The sequence below is a fragment of the Limnohabitans sp. Rim8 genome (genome assembly GCF_945869175.1).
Classification (GTDB): Bacteria; Pseudomonadota; Gammaproteobacteria; order Burkholderiales; family Burkholderiaceae_C; genus Limnohabitans_A.
Map to the genome: position 1 here is coordinate 1 of NZ_CAMBNZ010000056.1, position 18,590 is coordinate 18,590.

Genomic DNA, 18,590 nt, shown 5'->3' on the forward strand with positions numbered 1-18,590 from the left:
CGCCCAAGACCTGAGCGTGCGCTTTGGCGGCGTGCTGGCCGTCAACAAGGTCAGCTTCGACGTCAAGCGCGGCGAGGTCTTCACCCTGATTGGCCCCAATGGTGCTGGCAAGACCACGGTGTTCAACCTGATCAGCCGCATCTCCACCCCCACCACGGGCGCGATTGACTTTGCCGGGCCGCAAGGCACCCTTCGCCTGACTGACCAACCGCCGCACCAAATAGCCGGGCTGGGCATTGCCCGCACATTTCAGAACATTGAACTGTTCGAGCACGCCACCGTGCTGCAAAACCTCTTGATTGGCCGCCACACACACCGCAAGACGGGGCTGTGGAGCGAAATGTTCTTCACTGGCAAAACCCGTGCGGGTGAGATGGAGGCGCGTGAGAAAGTCGAGGAGGTCATTGACTTTCTGGACCTGCAACACCACCGCGACTCGATGGTGGCAGGCTTGCCTTATGGCGTGCGCAAAGTGGTCGAGCTGGCCCGCGCTCTGTGCACAGCGCCCAAGCTGCTGCTGCTGGACGAGCCCTCTTCGGGCCTGAACGTCGAGGAAACCGAAGACATGGCCTTCTGGATTTCGGACATCAAAAACGAGTTGGGCATCACTGTGCTGATGGTGGAGCACGACATGAGTTTGGTCTCCAAAGTGTCGGACCGCGTGTTGGCCATGAGCCAGGGCGAAGAAATCGCCACCGGCACCCCCAGTCAGGTGCAAAGCGACCCCGGCGTGATTGAAGCCTATCTGGGCTCGGTGGACGACGTGTCTGCTTTTCGTCGCGAAAATTACGTGCCCGGAGGTGCCCCATGAGCGCAGCCATCCAAACCCTGAACACGTCGGCAGAGGCGGCCGATGAGAACGTGATGCTCAAGTTGCTCAACGTGGAGAGCGCCTATGGCCCGATCAAGGCGATTCGCGGCGTGAGCCTGCAGGTGCGCCAAGGCGAGATTGCCACTGTGCTTGGCTCCAACGGCGCGGGCAAGACCACCATCCTCAAAACCATCAGCGGCATCATCGACCCGCGCAAGGGTTCGATCGAGTTCAAGGGCCAAAGCATCACTGCGCAAGACCCTGCCATCATCGTGCAGCGAGGCCTGATGCATGTGCCCGAAGGGCGCGAGGTGTTCCCGCTGCTGTCGATTCGCGACAACCTGCTCATGGGCGCCTACACCCGCAAGGACCGCGATGGCGTGGCGCGCGACATGGAAGCCGTGTACAACTACTTTCCCATCCTGCGCGAGCGGGCCGCGCAAGATGCGGGTTTGCTCTCAGGCGGTCAGCAGCAGATGCTGGCCATCAGCCGAGCGCTGATGGCCAACCCCGACCTGATCTTGCTCGACGAACCGAGCCTAGGCCTGTCCCCGAAGCTGACCAAGGAAATCTTCGAGATCGTGGTGCGCATCAACCGCGAACGCGGCACCACCATCTTGCTGGTCGAGCAAAACGCCAACATGGCGCTCAACGCCTCCGATTACGGTTATGTGCTGGAAAACGGTCGCATCGTCATGGAAGACACCTGTGCCCGCTTGCGTGAAAAAGAGGACATCAAGGAGTTTTACTTGGGCATGAAGGAAGAGGGCGTGCGCGCCGACCGCCGTTGGAAAAAGAAGAAAACCTGGAGATAAAACATGAGCCAACTCTGGGACACCTCTGGCATTGCGCCGCAAAAAAATGTCGTCATGGCGGGCGAGACCATCCCCGCCATCTTCTGGAACGCCGTGGCCGCACGCGGCCCCCGTGTCTGGATGCGCCAAAAAGACTTTGGCATCTGGCGCAGTTGGACTTGGAACGAGACCGCTCAAGCCGTGCGCGAGATCGGTCATGGCCTGATGGCCTTGGGCTTTGAGGCCCGGCACACCGCCTCCATTTTGGCCAACACCAACATCGAGTGGGTGCTGTGCGACCTGGCCGTGCTGAGCGCCGGTGGCGTGTCCAACGGCATCTACCCGACCGACGCGGCCGAGCAAGTGCATTACCTTTGCGAAGACTCAAGCACCCGCGTTCTGTTTGTCGAGGACGACGAACAACTCGACAAGGCCTTGGCCGTGCGTGACACCTTGCCCTTGTTGCAAAAAATCGTGGTGTTCGACATGGAGGGTCTGCGCGACTTCCATGATCCGCAGGTCATCAGCCTGAAAGAATTGCGCGCCCAGGGCCGCGAGCATCTGAAAGCACATCCCGAACTGTTGGTGCAGCGCACACTGGCTTGCCAGCCCGAAGAGTTGGCTATTTTGGTTTACACCTCGGGCACCACCGGCAAACCCAAAGGCGGCATGCACAGCCACCGGGGTTTGGTCTACAGCGTGCGGGGTTACAACACCTTGATCGCTCGCGACGAGCGTGACGAGTGCATGTGCTTTTTGCCCTTGTGCCACATTGCCGAGCGCATGGGCGGCGAATATTTCTCGATGTACACCGGGGCCAAACTCAACTTTGTCGAGAACCCCGAAACCGTGCCCGAGAACGTGCGCGAAATCGCGCCCACCGTGTTCACCGCCGTGCCCCGTGTGTGGGAGAAGTTTTACTCGGGCGTGATGATCGCGCTCAAGGAAGCCGGTGGTCTGCAGCAAGCCGTTTATGGCTGGGCGATAGGTGTGGGCCAGCAAGTGGCCGATTTGGTGCTGGCGCAAAAGCCGGTGCCCGTCAGCTTGAAGTTGCGCTTTCATGTGGCTCGATTGCTGGCGCTGAACAATGTGCGCAAAATGATCGGCATTCACCGTGCGCGCTTTCTGGTCACGGGTGCAGCCCCCATTTCCCCTGATCTGGTGCGTTGGTATTTGGCGCTGGGCTTGCCCATGCTGGAAGTCTGGGGCATGACCGAGACCTGTGGTGCGGCCACTGGCGTTCCCGCCGACCGCATCAAGCCAGGCTCCATTGGCCCTGCGGCCGAGTTCAACGAGATGCGTCTGGACCCGGTGACCGGCGAAATTTTGGTGCGTGGCCCCAATGTCTTCATGGGCTACCTGAACCAGCCCGAGAAAACGGCTGAAACCATCGATGCCGACGGCTGGCTGCACACGGGCGACGTGGGCGTGGTCGACGAGGAAGGGTTTTTCCGCATCACCGATCGCATGAAAGACATCATCATCACGGCTGGCGGCAAAAACATCACCCCCAGCGAGTTGGAAAACGAATTGAAATTTTCCCCCTACGTCACCGACGCGGTGGTCATCGGCGACAAACGCCCTTACCTGACCGTGATCGTCATGATCGACCAGGAAAACGTCGAGAAATACGCACAAGACAACGATGTGCCTTTCTCCAACTACGCGAGCCTCACACATGCTGCGCAGGTGCAGGCGCTCATTCAGGGCGAGATGGATCGGGTGAACAAGAAGTTTGCCCGCGTCGAGCAGATCAAGAAGTTCTGGTTGCTAGACACCCAGCTGAGCGCCGAAGACGAAGAACTCACGCCGACCATGAAGCTCAAGCGCAAACTGGTCGAAAAGAAATATACGCCTCAAATTGAAGCGATGTACCGCTGACCTATTCACCTTTCACTTTCAACAGGAGACCTGCACCATGAAACTCAAACTCAGTCTGTTCGCCGCTGCGATGGCGCTCACCGCGGGCGTGGCCCTGGCCCAAACGCAAGGGGTGTCCAAAACCGAAATCACGCTCGGCTCGATCCAAGACTTGTCCGGGCCGCTGGCGGGCTTTGGCAAGCAAGTGCGCCTGGGCATGATGCTGCGTGTGGACGAAGCCAACGAGCAAGGCGGCATCAATGGCCGCAAGTTCAAATTGCTGGTCGAAGACTCGGCTTATGACCCGCGTCGCGCCGTGCTGGCGGCACAAAAGCTGGTTAACCAGGACAAGATTTTTGCCATGATCGGCCACATTGGCACTGCGCAAAACATGGCGGCCATGCCGGTGCAGTTCCAGAAGAATGTGATCAACTTTTTCCCAGTCACTGCAGCGCGTGAAATGTACGAACCTTTCCACAAGCTCAAGTACTCGTTTGCCGCCACCTACTACGATCAGATGCGACTGGGTGTGCCGATCCTGGTGAAGGAAAAGAACGCCAAGCAAATCTGCGCGATGCACCAAGACGATGAATTTGGTTTGGAAGTGTTCCGTGGTGCCGAAGAAGGCCTCAAGAGCATGGGCATGCAATTTGCCGAAGTCACCACTTACAAGCGCGGTGCCACGGACTTTGCATCGCAGATGCAAAAGCTGGCCTCGTCCAAGTGTGACTTCGTGGTCATGGGCACCATCATCCGCGAAACCATTGGTGGCATCGCCACTGCGCGTCGTCTGGGCTTCAACCCCACTTTCCTCGGTTCGAGCGCGTCTTACACCGACCTGATCCACAAATTGGGCGGCCCTGCCATGAATGGCTTTTATTCCACCATGTCGACCCAGCACCCTTACCTGGACGAGGCCGCACAGCCCATCCGTTTCTGGGCCAACAAGTACAAGACCAAGTTCAATGAAGACCCGACCGTGTTCTCGGTCTACGGTTACAACGCCATTGACTCGTTTTTGCGCGCAGTTGAGAAATCTGGCAACAACGTGACCACCGAGAGCATCATCAAGGCCATGGACACGATGGTGATCCCGCCCGATATTTTCGGCACAGGCGAAATGACGTTCACTGCCACCAAGCGTCTGGGCAGCAACGCTTCGCGCATGTCGCAAATCATCGACGGTCGCTGGAAGGTGACCTCGGGCTACTTCAGCGACAAGAAGTAAATCCTGCAGCCCTCGCTGCATGAAACAAACCGCCAGTGCCCGCAAGGGCCTGGCGGTTTTTTTTGGGGCCACTCAACACTCAAACGTCGGGCAAGGCTTGAATGGGTATGGGCTCACCCATGAACAGCTGACCCACAGGGTAGGCCAGCCAGAGCCAAAAACCAAAAGTCAGAGGGTTGGTCAACATGGTCATGACAGCCGCTGCTGGAATGTTGCCGCGCCACCATGTGCAGTGGGCTGCAGCGACAAAAGTCTGTCCCAAAGGAATCACAAACGCCCAAAAAGTGCCAATGGCCACGCCTCGTGCCACCGATTCGCGCTTCAGCCTCCACAGTTGAGGGTTGAGCAGGTGGTGTGCAATAGGTTTTAACCAAGCATATTGGGCCAGTGATTCGCGTGTTGGTAATGCCCTTTGCAGTGAGGAGTTCAGTTTTTTGAAGAAAGACATGGCGCTTCCGGTGGGTCGGTCAGTCATGTTGCTCATCAAATTCTTCAGAAAAAAGCAAGAAAACCAAGTTGAATACTCTTGTTTTTCAAGAATGAATAATGAATTTATTCAGTAAAAATATATGCATACGTGTCAATTGATCGGTCATCTGACTGGAGATCCCTTCGAGTCCGTTCAAAGATCAATTCGGCTTCCATTGTGTGTTCAATATCAATGAGGTGTTTGATGGAAACCATCGCTCCCCTGTGGCTCTGGGCTACATTCGTGGCCATTGTGTTGGTCTCGCTGTTTGTAGATTTTGTGGTGCTCAAAAAGCAAGGTGCCCACGACATCGGCGTCAAGGAGGCGCTGAATTGGTCCCTGATTTGGATCGCGTTGAGCTTTTTGTTCAATGGGCTGTTCTGGTGGGCCATCAAGGACACCACCGGTTCGGTGGAGATGGCGAACACCAAGTCGCTGGAATTCTTGACGGGTTACCTGATTGAAAAATCACTCGCGGTAGACAACATTTTTGTCTTTCTGATGATCTTCACTTACTTCGCCGTACCTGCGAATTTCCAGAAGCGTGTGCTGATGATTGGCATCATCGGCGCCATCGTTTTGCGCACCATCATGATTTTGGTGGGCGGTTGGTTGCTGGCCGAGTTCCACTGGGTGCTCTATGTCTTCGGTGCCTTCCTGATCCTGACGGGTGTGAAGATGTGGTGGGCTGCGGGCAAGGAGCCTGATCTGGACGACAATCCGGCGCTCAAGTTGCTGCGCAAAGTCTTGCCCGTCAGTCAGAACTACGATGGTGAAAAATTTTGGACAATCGAAAACGGCAAAAAGATTGCGACCCCCTTGTTCATGGTGATCTGCCTGATCGCCTTGACCGATCTGATTTTTGCGGTGGACTCGATTCCGGCTATTTTCGCGATCACCTCTGACCCCTTCATCGTGCTGACCAGCAACGTGTTTGCGATCCTGGGTTTGCGTGCCATGTATTTCCTGTTGGCTGCTGTGGCCAACAAGTTCCATTTGTTGAACTACGGCCTGGCAGTGATCCTGGTGTTCATCGGCACCAAGATGTGCCTGATCGACGTGTTCAAGATTCCGGTGGGCATCTCGCTGGGTGTGGTGGTTGGTATCTTGGCTGCAACCATGTTGTTGAGTGTGCGTTCAGCCAAGGCTTGATGGGCAGCATCTTCAAAAGAGACCCCGGGTTCTTGGTGTCCCGGGGCCTCTTTGCTTTTCAAACAGCGGCTTCTGTGGCTTGCAGCAGCCGCTGCACCAGTGGATGTTGCACTTTCTTTTCGGTACCAATGGCAAAAAAATGTTCTTTCACGCCTTCGCATGGTCCCAAACGCTTCACATCGTAGTGCGCCAGCAGCTCGTCATGCATCCATTCGGCAGCCGGGAACACGCCCATGCCGCTTTCGCCAAAGGTCTTGAGCAAGGCACTGTCTTCGAATTCGCCCACGATACGTGGTGTGAAGCCATGGTGATCAAACCAATGGTCTAGTCGGGTGCGCACGGCGGTGTGGCCAGTGGGCAGCAGCACCGGCACATCGGTCAGGCTGGCTGGGAACTTCTTTTTGGCTGACTTGACCAAGTCCGCACTGCCGTACCAAGACACGGCAGACGATCCCAGTGCGTGGTTGTAGAGCTTGATGTTGGCGTTGCTCGGTGCGGGACGGTCTGACAGCACGACGTCCAAACGGTGCAAGGCCAAGTCACCCAAGAGCTCATCAAACTCGCCCTCGTGGCACAACAAGCGCAAATTTGGCTCGCCCATCACAGGCTGCATCAAGCGGCGCACGACCAGTTTGGGCAGGCCGTCCGAGATGCCTGCGGCCAGTCGAACGGTGGGAGAACTCACGGCGTCGCGCACCTTGCTGGGTAAATTTTCACCCAATTGGAAAATTTGGTCAGCCTGCTGCATGGCTGCTATTCCAGCGTCGGTCAATGTTAAACCGCGCCCTGCAGGTTTAAGTAAGGCATAACCAAGGGAGCGTTCAAGTTCGCGCACCTGTGCGCTCACTGTTTGCACCGCCATGTCCAGCTTGTCGGCGGCACGGGTGATGCCACCCTCCTTGGCCACGACCCAAAAGTAATACAAGTGCTTGTAGTTGAAGGTTGTACGCATATTCAGGTTTTTCAAGATGGTTTATCAGTCATTATCATCTTTTACAAGATAAATTTCGACCTTACATTCAGAGCATTTGTCGCATGCACTGGATGCGCTCTGGCAAGTTCATTTCATTTGCGGCGACAGCAAGTGAGTTGCCAAACGGTGCTGGTGAGCGGATGAAAGTTTGGTCCAGATGTTGCGCTTGTCTAAATTCAAAGGAATCACCATGAAATGCCCTACGTGCACCGACACTCCTCTCGTGATGGCCGAACGTCAGGGCGTGGAGATCGACTACTGTCCAGCTTGCAGAGGTATTTGGTTAGACCGTGGCGAGCTTGACAAATTGTTGGACCGCGCCGCCGGCGCTATGCCCTTACAAGCCACCGCAACACGCCAGCCTGCACAGACTATGCCGCTCCCGCCAACTTATGACAAAGGGCGTTACGGCTGGGATGAGCGCGAAAGCCACAAGCGCAAGAAATCCTGGCTGCACGAAATCTTTGATTAAAGAATCAATGAAGAAATGATCAGTTTCTCAGATCCAGCCATTTTGTTTTTGTGTTCGGCATGCTGGCTGGATCTTTGAAGTCAAATTTGGAAATTCCCCCGTCGATTTCGCGATTCCTGTCTCTGTACCTGTTGATGGCCTTGGGCCTCAAAGGCGGATTTGCGCTGGCGCAATCAGGTTTGAGTCGTGAAGTGGTCGTCAGCTTGGGGGCTGCACTGACGATGGCATTGGTTGTGCCCATGGTGGGCTATGTGGTTTTGTGCCGTTTTTTGTCGGGCTTTGATGCGGCAGCCATCGCCGCGACTTACGGCTCAGTCAGCGCAGTGACCTTCATCACAGCGGTTCAACACCTGGATAATCAAGGGGTGGCATTTGGGGGGCACATGGCTGCGGCCATGGCCTTGATGGAGTCGCCTGCGATGGTGTTTGCGGTGGTCATGGCCAACCATGTGCGCAGGAAGATGAACGTCAGTGCCAACTTGACCCATGGCAATAGGGCGCTCAAAGCGAGCGGTAACCCACGCATGGGCGGCTTATTGCACGAGGCGTTGACGGACGGTGCGCAGATGTTGCTGTTGGGGGCCATGGTGATCGGCGTATTGACGGGTGAAGCCGGCCAATTGGCCATGAAGCCTTTTTCGGTGGATTTGTTCAAAGGCATGCTGGCCTTTTTTTTACTTGACATGGGGCTGTTGGCTGCGCGCAATATGCCGCAGATCAAAGGCCAGTCACTTTGGCTGGTGGTCTATGCCGTTTTGGGTCCGCTTGTCCATGCTTCTTTGGCGTTGGTGATGGCATGGGCACTTGGCTTCTCGGTGGGTAATGCAGCTTTGTTGATGGTGTTGTCGGCCAGTGCGTCCTATATTGCGGTGCCAGCGGTCATACGGCACGCCATACCAGAAGCCAGTCCTTCGCTCTATTTCGGCATGTCGCTGGGCTTGACATTCCCTTTCAATATATTGCTGGGCATTCCTTTGTACCTCCATGCAGCACACATATTCATAGGCTGATTCAAACGCCCAACTGCTTGGCCGCCAGTTCTTTCATGATTTCTTCGGCACCCCCACCGATCATCATCACTTTGACTTCGCGGTAAACCCTTTCGCTCACCGTGCCGCGCATGTAGCCCATGGCCCCGAGCAATTGCACCGCAGCATCGGCGCAAAATTGCATGGTTTGGGTGGCGTGGTTTTTCAAAAGACACACTTGGGCCACCCACTCGCCACCGTTCTGTCCTGCATCGGCTTGCTGGGTCACCGCATCGACCCAGGCCTGGGTGGACGAGATGCGCATTTGCATGTCCATCAGCCTGTGGCGAATCACTTGGCGATCGATCAGGGCCGCTCCAAAGGTGTGGCGCTCACGGCTCCAAGACAGGGCCTCGTCAAAGCAAGCCTGGGCAAAGCCCAGCGCCATGGCCGACATGGCCAAGCGCTCGCCATTGAAGTTGCCCATGATCATCTTGAAGCCCGCGCCCTCTTCGCCCAGCCGGTAGCGCTGGGGCACGCGCACCCCCTCAAAGCGCAGTTGCGCTGTGTCCGAGCTGTGCCAGCCCATTTTGTGCAGGCGCGTGCGCGAGATGCCAGGGGTGTCACCCGGCACCACGATCATGGAGATGCCACTGGCCCCTTTGCTGGTGAGGTCGGTGCGCACCGCCAAAGTGATCCAGTCGGCACGAAGACCCGAGGTGATGAAGACTTTTTCGCCGTCGATCACATAGTCGGTCCCGTCGGCGCGCGCTGTGGTGCGCAAGCTGGCCACGTCTGAGCCGCCGCCGGGCTCGGTGATGGCCAAAGCCGCAATGCGTTCGCCGCGCAGCACGGGCGGCACCACCTCGGCTTGCAACTCGGCACTGCCATGCGCCATCACCGGGGGCAGGCCGATGTTGAGCGAAAACAGGCTGGCCATCACGCCGCCGCTGCCGCCGTAACGTGCCAGCGTTTGAGACATGGCATTGCGCGCCCTCCAAGGGACGGGCGTGCCACCCAGGTTTTCGGGGTAACCAAGCCCCAGCAGGCCCAATTGTGCGGCTTGGGTGTACAGCGAGCGGTCAAACTGCCCCGTCTCTTCCCAGACGGGCACATGCGGGGCGATGGCCTCACGGGCAAAGCGCTCCACGGTCGCCAGAAGGCTGTGGAGGTCTTCGGTGGTGAAATCTGGCGTCAGGTCAGGGGTGTTCATATGGCGTCCTTCCATTGCACCAGCACCTGGCCAGGTGCAACTTGTTGGCCCACATGGGCCGAGATGCTGTGCACCAGCGCATCGCGCGGGGCAGACAAAAGATGTTCGAGCTTCATCGACTCGATCACCAGCACGGCATCGCCCTGCTTGACCAGAGTCCCCTCTTGCACATGCAGTGCGATCAGCTTGCCGTTGAAGGGCGCACGCAAAGCCTCTACGGCTTGTGCACTGGCGCCCGTGCTCGGTGCGCTGAGACTTTGGTCACTCAGCCACAGCTCCACGCATTGGGGACCTTGCAGTTGCACATGCCACTGTGTGGCGGCACCTGTGCCTCGGCACGCCACAGCGCGGGCTTGCCAGCGGTTGCCGTTCAGGTCGATGTACAGCATCTCAGCGCTGCAATCCAACCGGGCCAGGTGTGTGGCACCGTTTGCTTCGATGCGCACTCGGCCCTGTCCCTTTTCCTGCAGTTTCAACGAGAAAGTTTCAGAACCCAGACCCATGCGCACAGGCCGTGTGAAAGGGCTGGGCATGCTGGCAGCAGGCGCTTTCTGGGCATACAGCACGGCCAGTGTGGCCACGGTGCGTGCATCGGGGCTGGCGTGCAGGCTTTGGCGTACCGTGTCGGCCTGCTCGGCCAAAAAGGGGATCAAGGCCTCACCGGCACGCAATACCGGGTGCTGCAAGCACGCGGCCAAAAAAGCGCGGTTGGTGGGCAGTCCCAGCACCACCGTTTGGTTCAAGCCATTGCGCAGCTGGTCTATGGCTTCCAGACGTGTAGGGGCGTGGGCAATGAGCTTGCCCAGCATGGCGTCGTAGTGCGGGGTGACCACTGCGCCGTCATACAAGGCATGGTCAAAGCGCAAACCCTCAGGGGCAGAAAAAGCTCGTACCGTGCCAGTCTGAGGGGTGAAGTGTTCGTCTTCGGCGCACAGCCGCACTTCCATCGCATGACCTTGCAGTCGCACATCGGCTTGCGTCAGTGGGAGCGGTTCGCCGCGCGCAATGAGCAGCTGCCACGCCACCAAATCCAGGCCGGTGAGCATCTCGGTCACCGGGTGTTCCACCTGCAAGCGGGTGTTCATTTCCATCAAATAGAAGGGCTTGTCGGCTTGTGCTTCGTCCAACAAAAACTCCACCGTGCCCGCGCCCAAATAGCCCGCCGATTGAGCGAGTGCGATGGCCGCTTGTCCCAGTTGCTCGCGCAGCGTGGGGCTCACAGCGGGACTGGGTGATTCTTCGATGATCTTTTGATGGCGCCGTTGCACCGAGCAGTCGCGCTCGCCCAGGTGGATGCAGTGGCCATGCCGGTCGGCCATGATTTGCACTTCGATGTGGCGTGGCCGCAGCAAGGCGCGCTCCATCAACAAATCGCCGTGGCCAAATCCTGCCAGTGCCTCGGATCGGGCGCTGTGCAGTGCGGGCAACAGTTGGGCCATGTCGCTCACCAGACGCATGCCGCGCCCACCGCCGCCGGCCACCGCTTTCACCATGAGCGGCAAGCCCAGCTGCTGGGCTTGTGCGGTGAAGGTGGCGTCGCTTTGGTCTGCACCAAAGTAGCCCGGCAGGCAGGGCACGCCATGCGTCAAGGCCAGCGCTTTGGCGGCCGACTTGCTGCCCAGTGCGCGGATGGCCGAAGGGGGTGGACCGACCCAAGTCAGCCCCGCGTCGATCACAGCTTGTGCAAACTCGGCGTTCTCGCTCAAAAAACCATAGCCCGGGTGCACCGCGTCGGCCCCGGTATCGCGTGCCGCATGCAAGAGTTTGTCGATGCGCAAATACGTGTCGGACGACAGCGTGCCGTCCAATGCGACAGCGGTGTCGGCTTCCAGCACATGCAAGGCATCGCGGTCGGGCTCTGAATAAACCGCCACCGTCTCGATGCCCATGCGCTGGGCAGTGCGGATCACGCGACGTGCGATCTCGCCCCGGTTGGCGATCAGCAGGCGGGTGATTTGGGCGTGAGCGGTGGTGGGCAAAGTGGCGGTCATGCAGGGACCTTGCCAGAAAGTGTCCAAGGCGCAGGCTGTTTGCGTGCAAATGCGGCCAGGCCTTGTGCGGCTTCGGCGCTGCGCAGACCTTGGGCAAAGGCTTGTGCAGCGACGTCGCGCAAATCCGTCACCGGGCCACGCAGTTGCCGCAGCAATTGCTTGGTACTGGCCACCGCGCCGGGCGCAGCGCGCATGAGGCGCGTCAGCGTTTTTTGCCACACAGCATCGCTGTCCTCTTTGATCACCTCGTTCACCAAACCCACTTGCAGCGCTTGCGCTGCGGTGTAGCTCAGGCCTTGCAGCAGGCACTGGCGTGCCGCGCTTTCGCCGAGGCGTTGCCACACAAAAGGCGCAATCTGTGCAGGGGGTAGGCCCAGCGTGACTTCGGGCGTGCCCAGCACAGAGCGCTCTGTGGCCAGCACATGGTCGGCGCAGCACACCAAGCCAAAACCGCCGCCCATGGCCGGGCCATCGACCCGGCACACCAGCAGCTGGGGCAGAGCGCACAGTGCGTGCAGCAGGTCGCCAAAGCTTTTGTTCATGGCCAGCAGTGGGTCGGTTTGGCCTGTTTGCAAGGGCTGGCCAATCAGGCTGGCAAAGCCGCCCAAACTGCCACCTGCGCAAAAGGCACCGCCTGCGCCGGTCAGCACCACGATGCGCAACGTGGCGTCTTGCGCTGCACGCGCACAGGCTTGCAACAAGCCGTCCACCACCGCGTCGCTCAGGGCGTTGCGTGTGGCCGGGTCGTTCATCGTCCAGGTCTCGACGACCCCTTCGCGCGAGATCTGCAAAGTGTTGCTCAACGGCGTGCTCATGCGTGTGTTCATGGCTGGGGACGTTTGGCAATGCCCATCATTTTGGACAAGATGCCCAGCATGACCTCGTCGGCCCCGCCGCCAATCGAGGCCAGACGGCCGTCGCGGTACATGCGCGAGACCTTGTTTTCCCAGGTGAATCCCATGCCGCCCCAAAACTGCAGGCAGGTGTCGGGTACGGTTCGGTTCAAACGGCCCGCTTTGAGTTTGGCCATGGTGGCCCACTCGGTCACGTCTTCGCCCGCGATGTAATGTTCGCAGGCTTGGTAGGTCAGGGCACGCAGGCATTCGATGTCGGCTTTCAGTTCGGCCAGTTTGAACTGGACCCACTGCTGGTCGGCCAAGGTCGAGCCAAACAGCTTGCGCTCTTGCGCCCACTCCACCGTCCACTGCACGCAGTTGGTGAGCGACTGCAGTGTGCTGGCCGCGCACCACAGACGTTCTTCCTGGAACTGCTGCATCTGGTAGATGAAGCCCTGCCCTTCGGCACCGATGCGGTAGCGTTGCGGCACGCGCACCTCGTCGAAATAAATCAAGCCGGTGTCGCTGCTGTTCATGCCGATTTTCTTGATTTTTTTGCCCACTTCGATGCCGGGCAGCAGCTTGCCGTTTTCGCGCATGGGCACCATCACGAGGCTTTTGTTTTTATGGATCGGGCCCTCGCCGGTGTTGACCAGCATGCACATCCAGTCGGCCTGTAAGCTGTTGGTGATCCACATTTTTTGGCCACTGATCACGTAATCGTCGCCGTCCTTGCGCGCCACAGTCTTGATGCCCGCCACATCGCTGCCTGCAGCCGGTTCGCTCACGCCGATGCAACCCACCATGTCGCCTGCAATCGCAGGGGCCAAAAATTGTGCGCGCAATTCGTCACTGCCAAAACGCGCCAGCGCAGGGGTGGCCATGTCGGTTTGCACGCCAATGGCCATGGGAATGCCGCCACAGTCGATGTGGCCCAGCGCCTCGGCCATGGCCATGCTGTACGAATAGTCCAGCCCCGAACCCCCGTAGGCTTCGGGCTTGGTCAGGCCCAACAGACCCAAGTTGCCCATCTTTTTGAAAACCTCGTGGGCCGGGAAAATTTCGGCGGCTTCCCATTCGTCCACATGGGGGTTGATCTCGGCCTCGATGAAACGCTTGAGCGTATTCTGGATCTCGCGGTGTTCGTGGGTGTATTGCATGGGGTGTCTCCTTTGGTTTTGATTGTTCACATGCGGGCCACGCCAAAGCTTGTGGCCCGGGGTTGGCGTGCTGCGCTCTCGGCACAGGTGTCCAGACAAAAGCCGAGCACGCTGCGGGTGTCGCGCGGGTCGATCACGCCGTCGTCGAGCACCAGTCCACTGGTGTAAAAGGCATCGGCCTGGGCTTCAAACAGCGCGACGATCTTGTCGAATTGGGCCTGCATTTTTTCGGGGTCGGGCGTGATGCCTTTGCGGGCCATGCCCGCCTCGGCCACTATTTGCATGGTGCGGGCGGCTTGCTCGCCGCCCATCACTGCAGTTTTGGCGTTTGGCCAGCTGAACAAAAAGCGCGGTGCATAACCCCGGCCGCACATGCCGTAGTTGCCTGCACCAAAGGAGGCACCGCACTGGATGGTGATCTGCGGCACGCTGGCGCTGGTCACCGCCTGGATCATCTTGGAGCCGTGCTTGATCATGCCGCCCTGTTCGCTGTCTTTGCCCACCATGTAGCCGGTGGTGTTTTGCAGATAAATGAGGGGGTGACCCAGCTGGCACATCCACTGGATGAAGTGCGTCGCCTTGTTGGCCCCGGCCACGTTGATCGGCCCGTTGTTGCTGATGAGGCCCACCGCATGGCCACCGATGCGCGCTTGCGCACACACCGTGGCCGCGCCGAACAGGGGCTTGAATTCCAGAAAATCCGAATCGTCCGCCAGGCGCAAGATGACTTCGCGCATGTCGATGGGTTCGCGGTGGTGCGCGGGCATCAGGCCCAGCAGTTCTTCGGCGTCCAGGCGTGGGGGCTTGCCAGTGTGCTTGGGACTGTGCGCTGGCCAGTCCCAACGCGCCACCACATCGCGGGCCGTGCCCAGCGCGTGGCGGTCGTCTTCACAGAGGTATTCGCCCAGGCCCGAGACACTGGTGTGCATCTCGGCCCCGCCCAGTTCCTCTTCGGTGGCCACTTCGCCTGTGGCGGCTTTGAGCAAAGGCGGCCCCGCCAAAAACGCCCGTGACCTGCCGCGCACCATGATGACCGTGTCACTCAGCCCCGGCATATAGGCCCCGCCTGCGGTGCCTGAGCCGTGTTGCACCGTGAGCACCGGCAGGCCCGCCGCTGACAATCGGGCGAGGTTGCGAAACAGGCTGCCGCCCAGCACAAAACCCTCGACTTTGTATTGCATCAGGTTGGCCCCGGCGCTCTCGACCAGGTGCACAAAGGGCAGTTTGTTTTCGAGTGCCAGTTCTTGCACACGCAAAATCTTTTCTAGGCCCCGCGCTTGGATTGCGCCGGCTTCGATGCCCGAGTCGCTGGCCACCACCATGCAGCGCACGCCTCGGATGAATCCAATCCCAGCGATCATGCCGCCGCCGGGCACCGATTTGGCAGGGTCTGGGGTGTCTTGCATGAAGCCCGCCAGCGCGCACAGCGGCAAGAAGGGCGCACCCGGGTCCAGCAGCAAGGCCACGCGCTCACGCGGCAGCAGTTGCCCGCGTTTGTCGAAAACCGGTTGGGACTGGGCCGAGGCAAGAGCTGCGCGGTCTTGCAGGGCCTGCCATTGCGCCAAGCGGGCGAGCGCCGCTTCGCGCCGCAGCTGTGCCACAGGGCTGTACGGGTTCCAGGTGGATTCAAAAGTCATTGGAAAACCTTGGGGGTGACAGCACGGTGAAAGCCGTCAAAGGCTTTGACGGCATCGCGCTCTTGCACATCGGCCTTGGCCACGGCTTGCTGCCAGCCCATGCGCATTTGCGGGCGGGCACCGTCCACGCGCAGCACGCTGCCGCTGATGAAACTGGCCGCTGGGGTGAGCAAAAAAACAATCGCTGCCGAGGTTTCGGCTTCGTTGCCAAATCGGCCTTGCGGCACCGTGTTGCGCATTTCGCGCAACATCGGACCGGCCTCGGGCGGGTAATGGTCCATGCCACTGCTGGCGATGTAGCCCGGGGCCACGGCATTGACGCGCACACCGCTGGTGGCCCACTCCAAGGCGGCGGTTTCGGTGAAACTGACCATGCCGGTGCGCGCTGCGCCGCTGTGTCCCATGCCCGGCATGGAGCCCCACATGTCGGCCACAATGTTGACCACCACGCCGCCGTGGTGCTGCATGCTTTGGTTGAAGCACTCGCGTGCCACCAAAAAGCCACCCGTGAGGTTGGTGTCGATGACCGCTTGCCAGCCCTTGGCGCTGGTGTTGGCCAGGGGTGAGATGTATTGCCCACCCGCGTTGTTGACCAGACCATGGACGCGCCCGAGCTGCTGCACCACCTGCGCGACCATGGCTTTCACATCGTCTTCGCGCCGGATGTCGCAGCGGTGCCAACTGGCTTGCCCACCGTCACCCGTGATCTCTTGCGTTGTGGCTGTCAGCTTGTCGGGGTTGCGGCCCACCAGCACCACGTGTGCGCCAAGGCTGGCCAGCTCGTGTGCGGTGCAGCGGCCAATGCCCGAGCCGCCGCCGGTCACCAGGATCACTTGGCCGCTGAGGAGTCCGGGTGCAAAGACAGAGCGGTAGGGCGTGGGTGTTGTCATTTGGGGGCTCTTAAAAACAAGGCCAGTGCGGCCTCGGTCAAATCGTCCAGCGATGCGCGGGCTTGGCGTCCAGAAGGGCTGGGTGCCGAAGGCGGTGCGTACCATTGCACGGACCAGTTCAAGGCCCCAAAAATCATCAACCGTGCCAGCCCGACAGAGGCCTGCAGCTGGCCACTGTCGCGCAGGTTTTGCAGCACAGGGGTCCAGACCGCCTCGTAATCGTCCTTGATTTGGTTGATGGTCTGCTGCTGCTCCGCACTCAATGAGCGCCATTCGTAGAGCATGACCGGGATGAAGTCGCTGTCAGGCCCCAGCAGCACATCGAATTGGTTGCGGATCAGCACGCGCAAGCGTTCGCGGGCGGTTTGCCCTTCACGCAGCGTCATACAGGCAGCGCGTTGGCGTTCAATGGCCTGCTTCATGCCCTCCACCATCACTGCCAGCAACAGGTCTTGTTTGTTGCCGAAGTGGTAGAAGGGCGAGCCCGCTTGCATGCCCACTTGTGCGGCGATTTCGCGTGTGCTGGTCGCGTCGTAACCCTTGCGGTGAAACAGCTGCGCCGCCGCTGAGATGAGCGCCTGGCGGCGGTTGCCGTCGTCGCGCTCGTGCTCGGTCTTGCGGGGGCGACCGCGTGTGCGTTTGGGCGTTGCCAATTCGCTCATGTGCTCAACGCCCTGCCAAACCCATGCTGCGTGAAATCACTTCTTTCATGATCTCGTTGGTGCCGCCATAGATGCGTTGCACACGGGCGTCGGCATAGGCGCGGGTGATGGGGTATTCCCACATGTAACCGTAGCCACCATGCAGCTGCACGCATTCGTCCATCACCTTGCATTGCAGGTCCGAGCACCAGTACTTGGCCATGCTGGCGGTGGCGGTGTCAAGTTTGTCATCCAGCAGCAATTCGCTGCATTTGTCGACAAACACCCGGGCCACCTGCACCTCGGTTTGCAGTTCGGCCAGGGTGTAGCGTGTGTTTTGGTAGTTGCCCACGGCCTGGCCAAACACCTGGCGGTCTTTCACGTATTGCACCGTCCAGTCGATGGCCGCTTGCGCCGCCGCAATGCCGCCAATTGCGATTTGCAGGCGCTCCCAAGGCAGTTGCTCCATCAGGCAAATGAAACCCTTGCCCTGCATGGCCGTGCCGCCCAGCAGCTGGTCGGCGCTGACCTTGACGTTGTCAAAAAACAATTCCGAAGTGTCTTGCGCTTTGAGACCCAACTTTTTCAAACGTTTGCCCTTTTCAAAGCCGGGCATGCCGCGTTCAATGAGGAACAAGCTGGTGCCTTTGGCCCCAGCGGCCGGGTCGGTCTTGGCCACCAGAATCACCAGGTCGGCATGCCAGCCGTTGGTGATGAAGGTCTTGCTGCCATTGATCAGGTAGGTGCCATCGGGCTGCAAGAGCGCAGTCGTTTTGACGCCCTGCAGGTCCGAGCCCGCCGCCGGTTCACTCATGGCGATGGCACCGACCATTTCGCCGCTGGCCAGCTTAGGCAGGTATTTCTGCTTTTGCGCCTCGGTGCCGTAATGCAAGACATAAGGGGCGACGATTTCGCTGTGCAAGCCGTAGCCAATGCCACTGAAACCTGCGCGAGACAGCTCTTCCATCTGCACCACCGAATACAGCTTGTCGGCATCTGAGCCGCCATAGGCTTCAGGCAGGGTCATGCACAAAAAGCCGTTGTCACCGGCTTTGTCCCAGACGGCGCGGTCCACGTAGCCTTGCTCTTCCCAGGCATCGTGGTGGGGGGCGATTTCCTTGTCCATAAAGCGGCGAAAGCTGTCGCGAAAGGCTTCGTGGTCGGCGGAAAAAAGCGTGCGTTCGATCATGGCTGTCACCTTCAAGACTTTGGGGTTTATTTATACAAAGCGTTTGCTTGGCAAAAGTCTATACTGATCTGCAAAATCAGCAACACAGGGCAAACCCCCTGATGACCTCCAGGAGACATTCATGAGCGAAGCATTTGTTTATGACGCCATCCGTACCCCGCGTGGCAAAGGCAAAAAAGACGGCAGCCTGCACGAGGTCAAGCCGATCAGTCTCTTGAGCGGCGTGCTGCGCGAGCTGCAAAGCCGCAACCAGTTCGACACCGCTGCGGTGGACGACGTGGTCATGGGCGTGGTCTCGCCCATTGG

At 59.3% G+C, this 18,590-nt stretch carries 17 protein-coding genes and 1 pseudogene; 8 read left to right on the forward strand and 10 right to left on the reverse strand.

Features of this window, described 5'->3' with window-relative positions; all coding sequences use genetic code 11:
* The 4 genes from Q0O19_RS09440 to Q0O19_RS09455 all read left to right on the forward strand — a co-directional run.
* Nucleotides 1–811, forward strand: an 811-nt coding sequence (locus tag Q0O19_RS09440) for an ABC transporter ATP-binding protein (RefSeq protein ID WP_295522334.1), incomplete at its 5' end; no start/stop codon positions are given.
* Complete coding sequence (locus Q0O19_RS09445; RefSeq protein ID WP_295522336.1) at nt 808–1,626, forward strand: ABC transporter ATP-binding protein; 819 nt, start codon at nt 808–810, stop codon at nt 1,624–1,626. The genes Q0O19_RS09440 and Q0O19_RS09445, both read left to right, overlap by 4 nt.
* A 3-nt stretch (nt 1,627–1,629) precedes the next feature.
* Nucleotides 1,630–3,486, forward strand: coding sequence for a long-chain fatty acid--CoA ligase (locus Q0O19_RS09450; protein WP_295522338.1), 1,857 nt, complete (start codon nt 1,630–1,632; stop codon nt 3,484–3,486).
* Between the two features lie 37 nt (nt 3,487–3,523).
* Entirely contained in the window at nt 3,524–4,693 is a 1,170-nt protein-coding gene (locus Q0O19_RS09455; protein WP_295522340.1) for an ABC transporter substrate-binding protein, read from the forward strand.
* Between the two features lie 79 nt (nt 4,694–4,772).
* Here Q0O19_RS09455 and Q0O19_RS09460 read toward each other — a convergent pair whose 3' ends face one another.
* Nucleotides 4,773–5,177 carry a DUF2062 domain-containing protein gene (locus Q0O19_RS09460; RefSeq protein WP_295522342.1) on the reverse strand — a complete coding sequence of 135 codons (405 nt, stop codon included), beginning with the start codon at nt 5,175–5,177 and terminating at the stop codon, nt 4,773–4,775.
* Between the two features lie 189 nt (nt 5,178–5,366).
* On the opposite strand from Q0O19_RS09460, the gene Q0O19_RS09465 reads away from it, so the two are divergent.
* Nucleotides 5,367–6,314, forward strand: coding sequence for a TerC family protein (locus Q0O19_RS09465; RefSeq protein WP_295522344.1), 948 nt, complete (start codon nt 5,367–5,369; stop codon nt 6,312–6,314).
* Nucleotides 6,315–6,372: 58 nt separating this feature from the next.
* Here Q0O19_RS09465 and Q0O19_RS09470 read toward each other — a convergent pair whose 3' ends face one another.
* Nucleotides 6,373–7,266 (reverse strand): LysR family transcriptional regulator, encoded by an 894-nt coding sequence (locus Q0O19_RS09470; protein ID WP_295522346.1) that lies wholly within the window; start codon nt 7,264–7,266, stop codon nt 6,373–6,375.
* A 211-nt stretch (nt 7,267–7,477) separates the two neighbouring features.
* On the opposite strand from Q0O19_RS09470, the gene Q0O19_RS09475 reads away from it, so the two are divergent.
* Nucleotides 7,478–7,759 (forward strand): zf-TFIIB domain-containing protein, encoded by a 282-nt coding sequence (locus tag Q0O19_RS09475; protein ID WP_295522348.1) that lies wholly within the window; start codon nt 7,478–7,480, stop codon nt 7,757–7,759.
* A gap of 86 nt (nt 7,760–7,845) precedes the next feature.
* On the forward strand, nt 7,846–8,769 hold the full coding sequence (locus Q0O19_RS09480; protein ID WP_366939063.1) for a sodium-dependent bicarbonate transport family permease: 924 nt from the start codon (nt 7,846–7,848) through the stop codon (nt 8,767–8,769).
* A gap of 1 nt (nt 8,770) precedes the next feature.
* On the opposite strand, the gene Q0O19_RS09485 is transcribed toward Q0O19_RS09480, so the two are convergent.
* Genes Q0O19_RS09485 through Q0O19_RS09520 form a run of 8 tightly spaced genes read right to left on the reverse strand, consistent with a single transcriptional unit; the run spans nt 8,771 to nt 18,284 of the window.
* A complete protein-coding gene (locus tag Q0O19_RS09485) occupies nt 8,771–9,940 on the reverse strand; it encodes an acyl-CoA dehydrogenase family protein (RefSeq protein ID WP_295522350.1) in 1,170 nt (389 codons plus the stop codon).
* Entirely contained in the window at nt 9,937–11,931 is a 1,995-nt protein-coding gene (locus Q0O19_RS09490) for a biotin carboxylase N-terminal domain-containing protein (protein ID WP_295522352.1), read from the reverse strand. The genes Q0O19_RS09485 and Q0O19_RS09490 overlap by 4 nt, the downstream gene beginning before the upstream one ends.
* Nucleotides 11,928–12,758, reverse strand: coding sequence for an enoyl-CoA hydratase-related protein (locus tag Q0O19_RS09495; RefSeq protein WP_295522353.1), 831 nt, complete (start codon nt 12,756–12,758; stop codon nt 11,928–11,930). Before Q0O19_RS09495 ends, Q0O19_RS09490 begins: the two co-directional genes overlap by 4 nt.
* Complete coding sequence (locus tag Q0O19_RS09500; protein ID WP_295522355.1) at nt 12,755–13,927, reverse strand: acyl-CoA dehydrogenase family protein; 1,173 nt, start codon at nt 13,925–13,927, stop codon at nt 12,755–12,757. Before Q0O19_RS09500 ends, Q0O19_RS09495 begins: the two co-directional genes overlap by 4 nt.
* Nucleotides 13,928–13,953: 26 nt before the next feature.
* Nucleotides 13,954–15,564, reverse strand: a complete 1,611-nt coding sequence (locus Q0O19_RS09505; RefSeq protein ID WP_295522357.1) for a carboxyl transferase domain-containing protein — start codon at nt 15,562–15,564, stop codon at nt 13,954–13,956.
* Nucleotides 15,561–16,454 carry an SDR family oxidoreductase gene (locus Q0O19_RS09510; RefSeq protein WP_295522359.1) on the reverse strand — a complete coding sequence of 298 codons (894 nt, stop codon included), beginning with the start codon at nt 16,452–16,454 and terminating at the stop codon, nt 15,561–15,563. The genes Q0O19_RS09505 and Q0O19_RS09510 overlap by 4 nt, the downstream gene beginning before the upstream one ends.
* Entirely contained in the window at nt 16,451–17,116 is a 666-nt protein-coding gene (locus tag Q0O19_RS09515; protein WP_295522361.1) for a TetR/AcrR family transcriptional regulator, read from the reverse strand. The genes Q0O19_RS09510 and Q0O19_RS09515 overlap by 4 nt, the downstream gene beginning before the upstream one ends.
* A gap of 4 nt (nt 17,117–17,120) precedes the next feature.
* A complete protein-coding gene (locus Q0O19_RS09520; RefSeq protein ID WP_295522363.1) occupies nt 17,121–18,284 on the reverse strand; it encodes an acyl-CoA dehydrogenase family protein in 1,164 nt (387 codons plus the stop codon).
* 121 nt (nt 18,285–18,405) lie between these two features.
* Between Q0O19_RS09520 and Q0O19_RS09525 the strand changes: the two are divergent.
* Nucleotides 18,406–18,590 (forward strand): annotated as a pseudogene (locus tag Q0O19_RS09525) (acetyl-CoA C-acyltransferase); the annotation flags it as partial.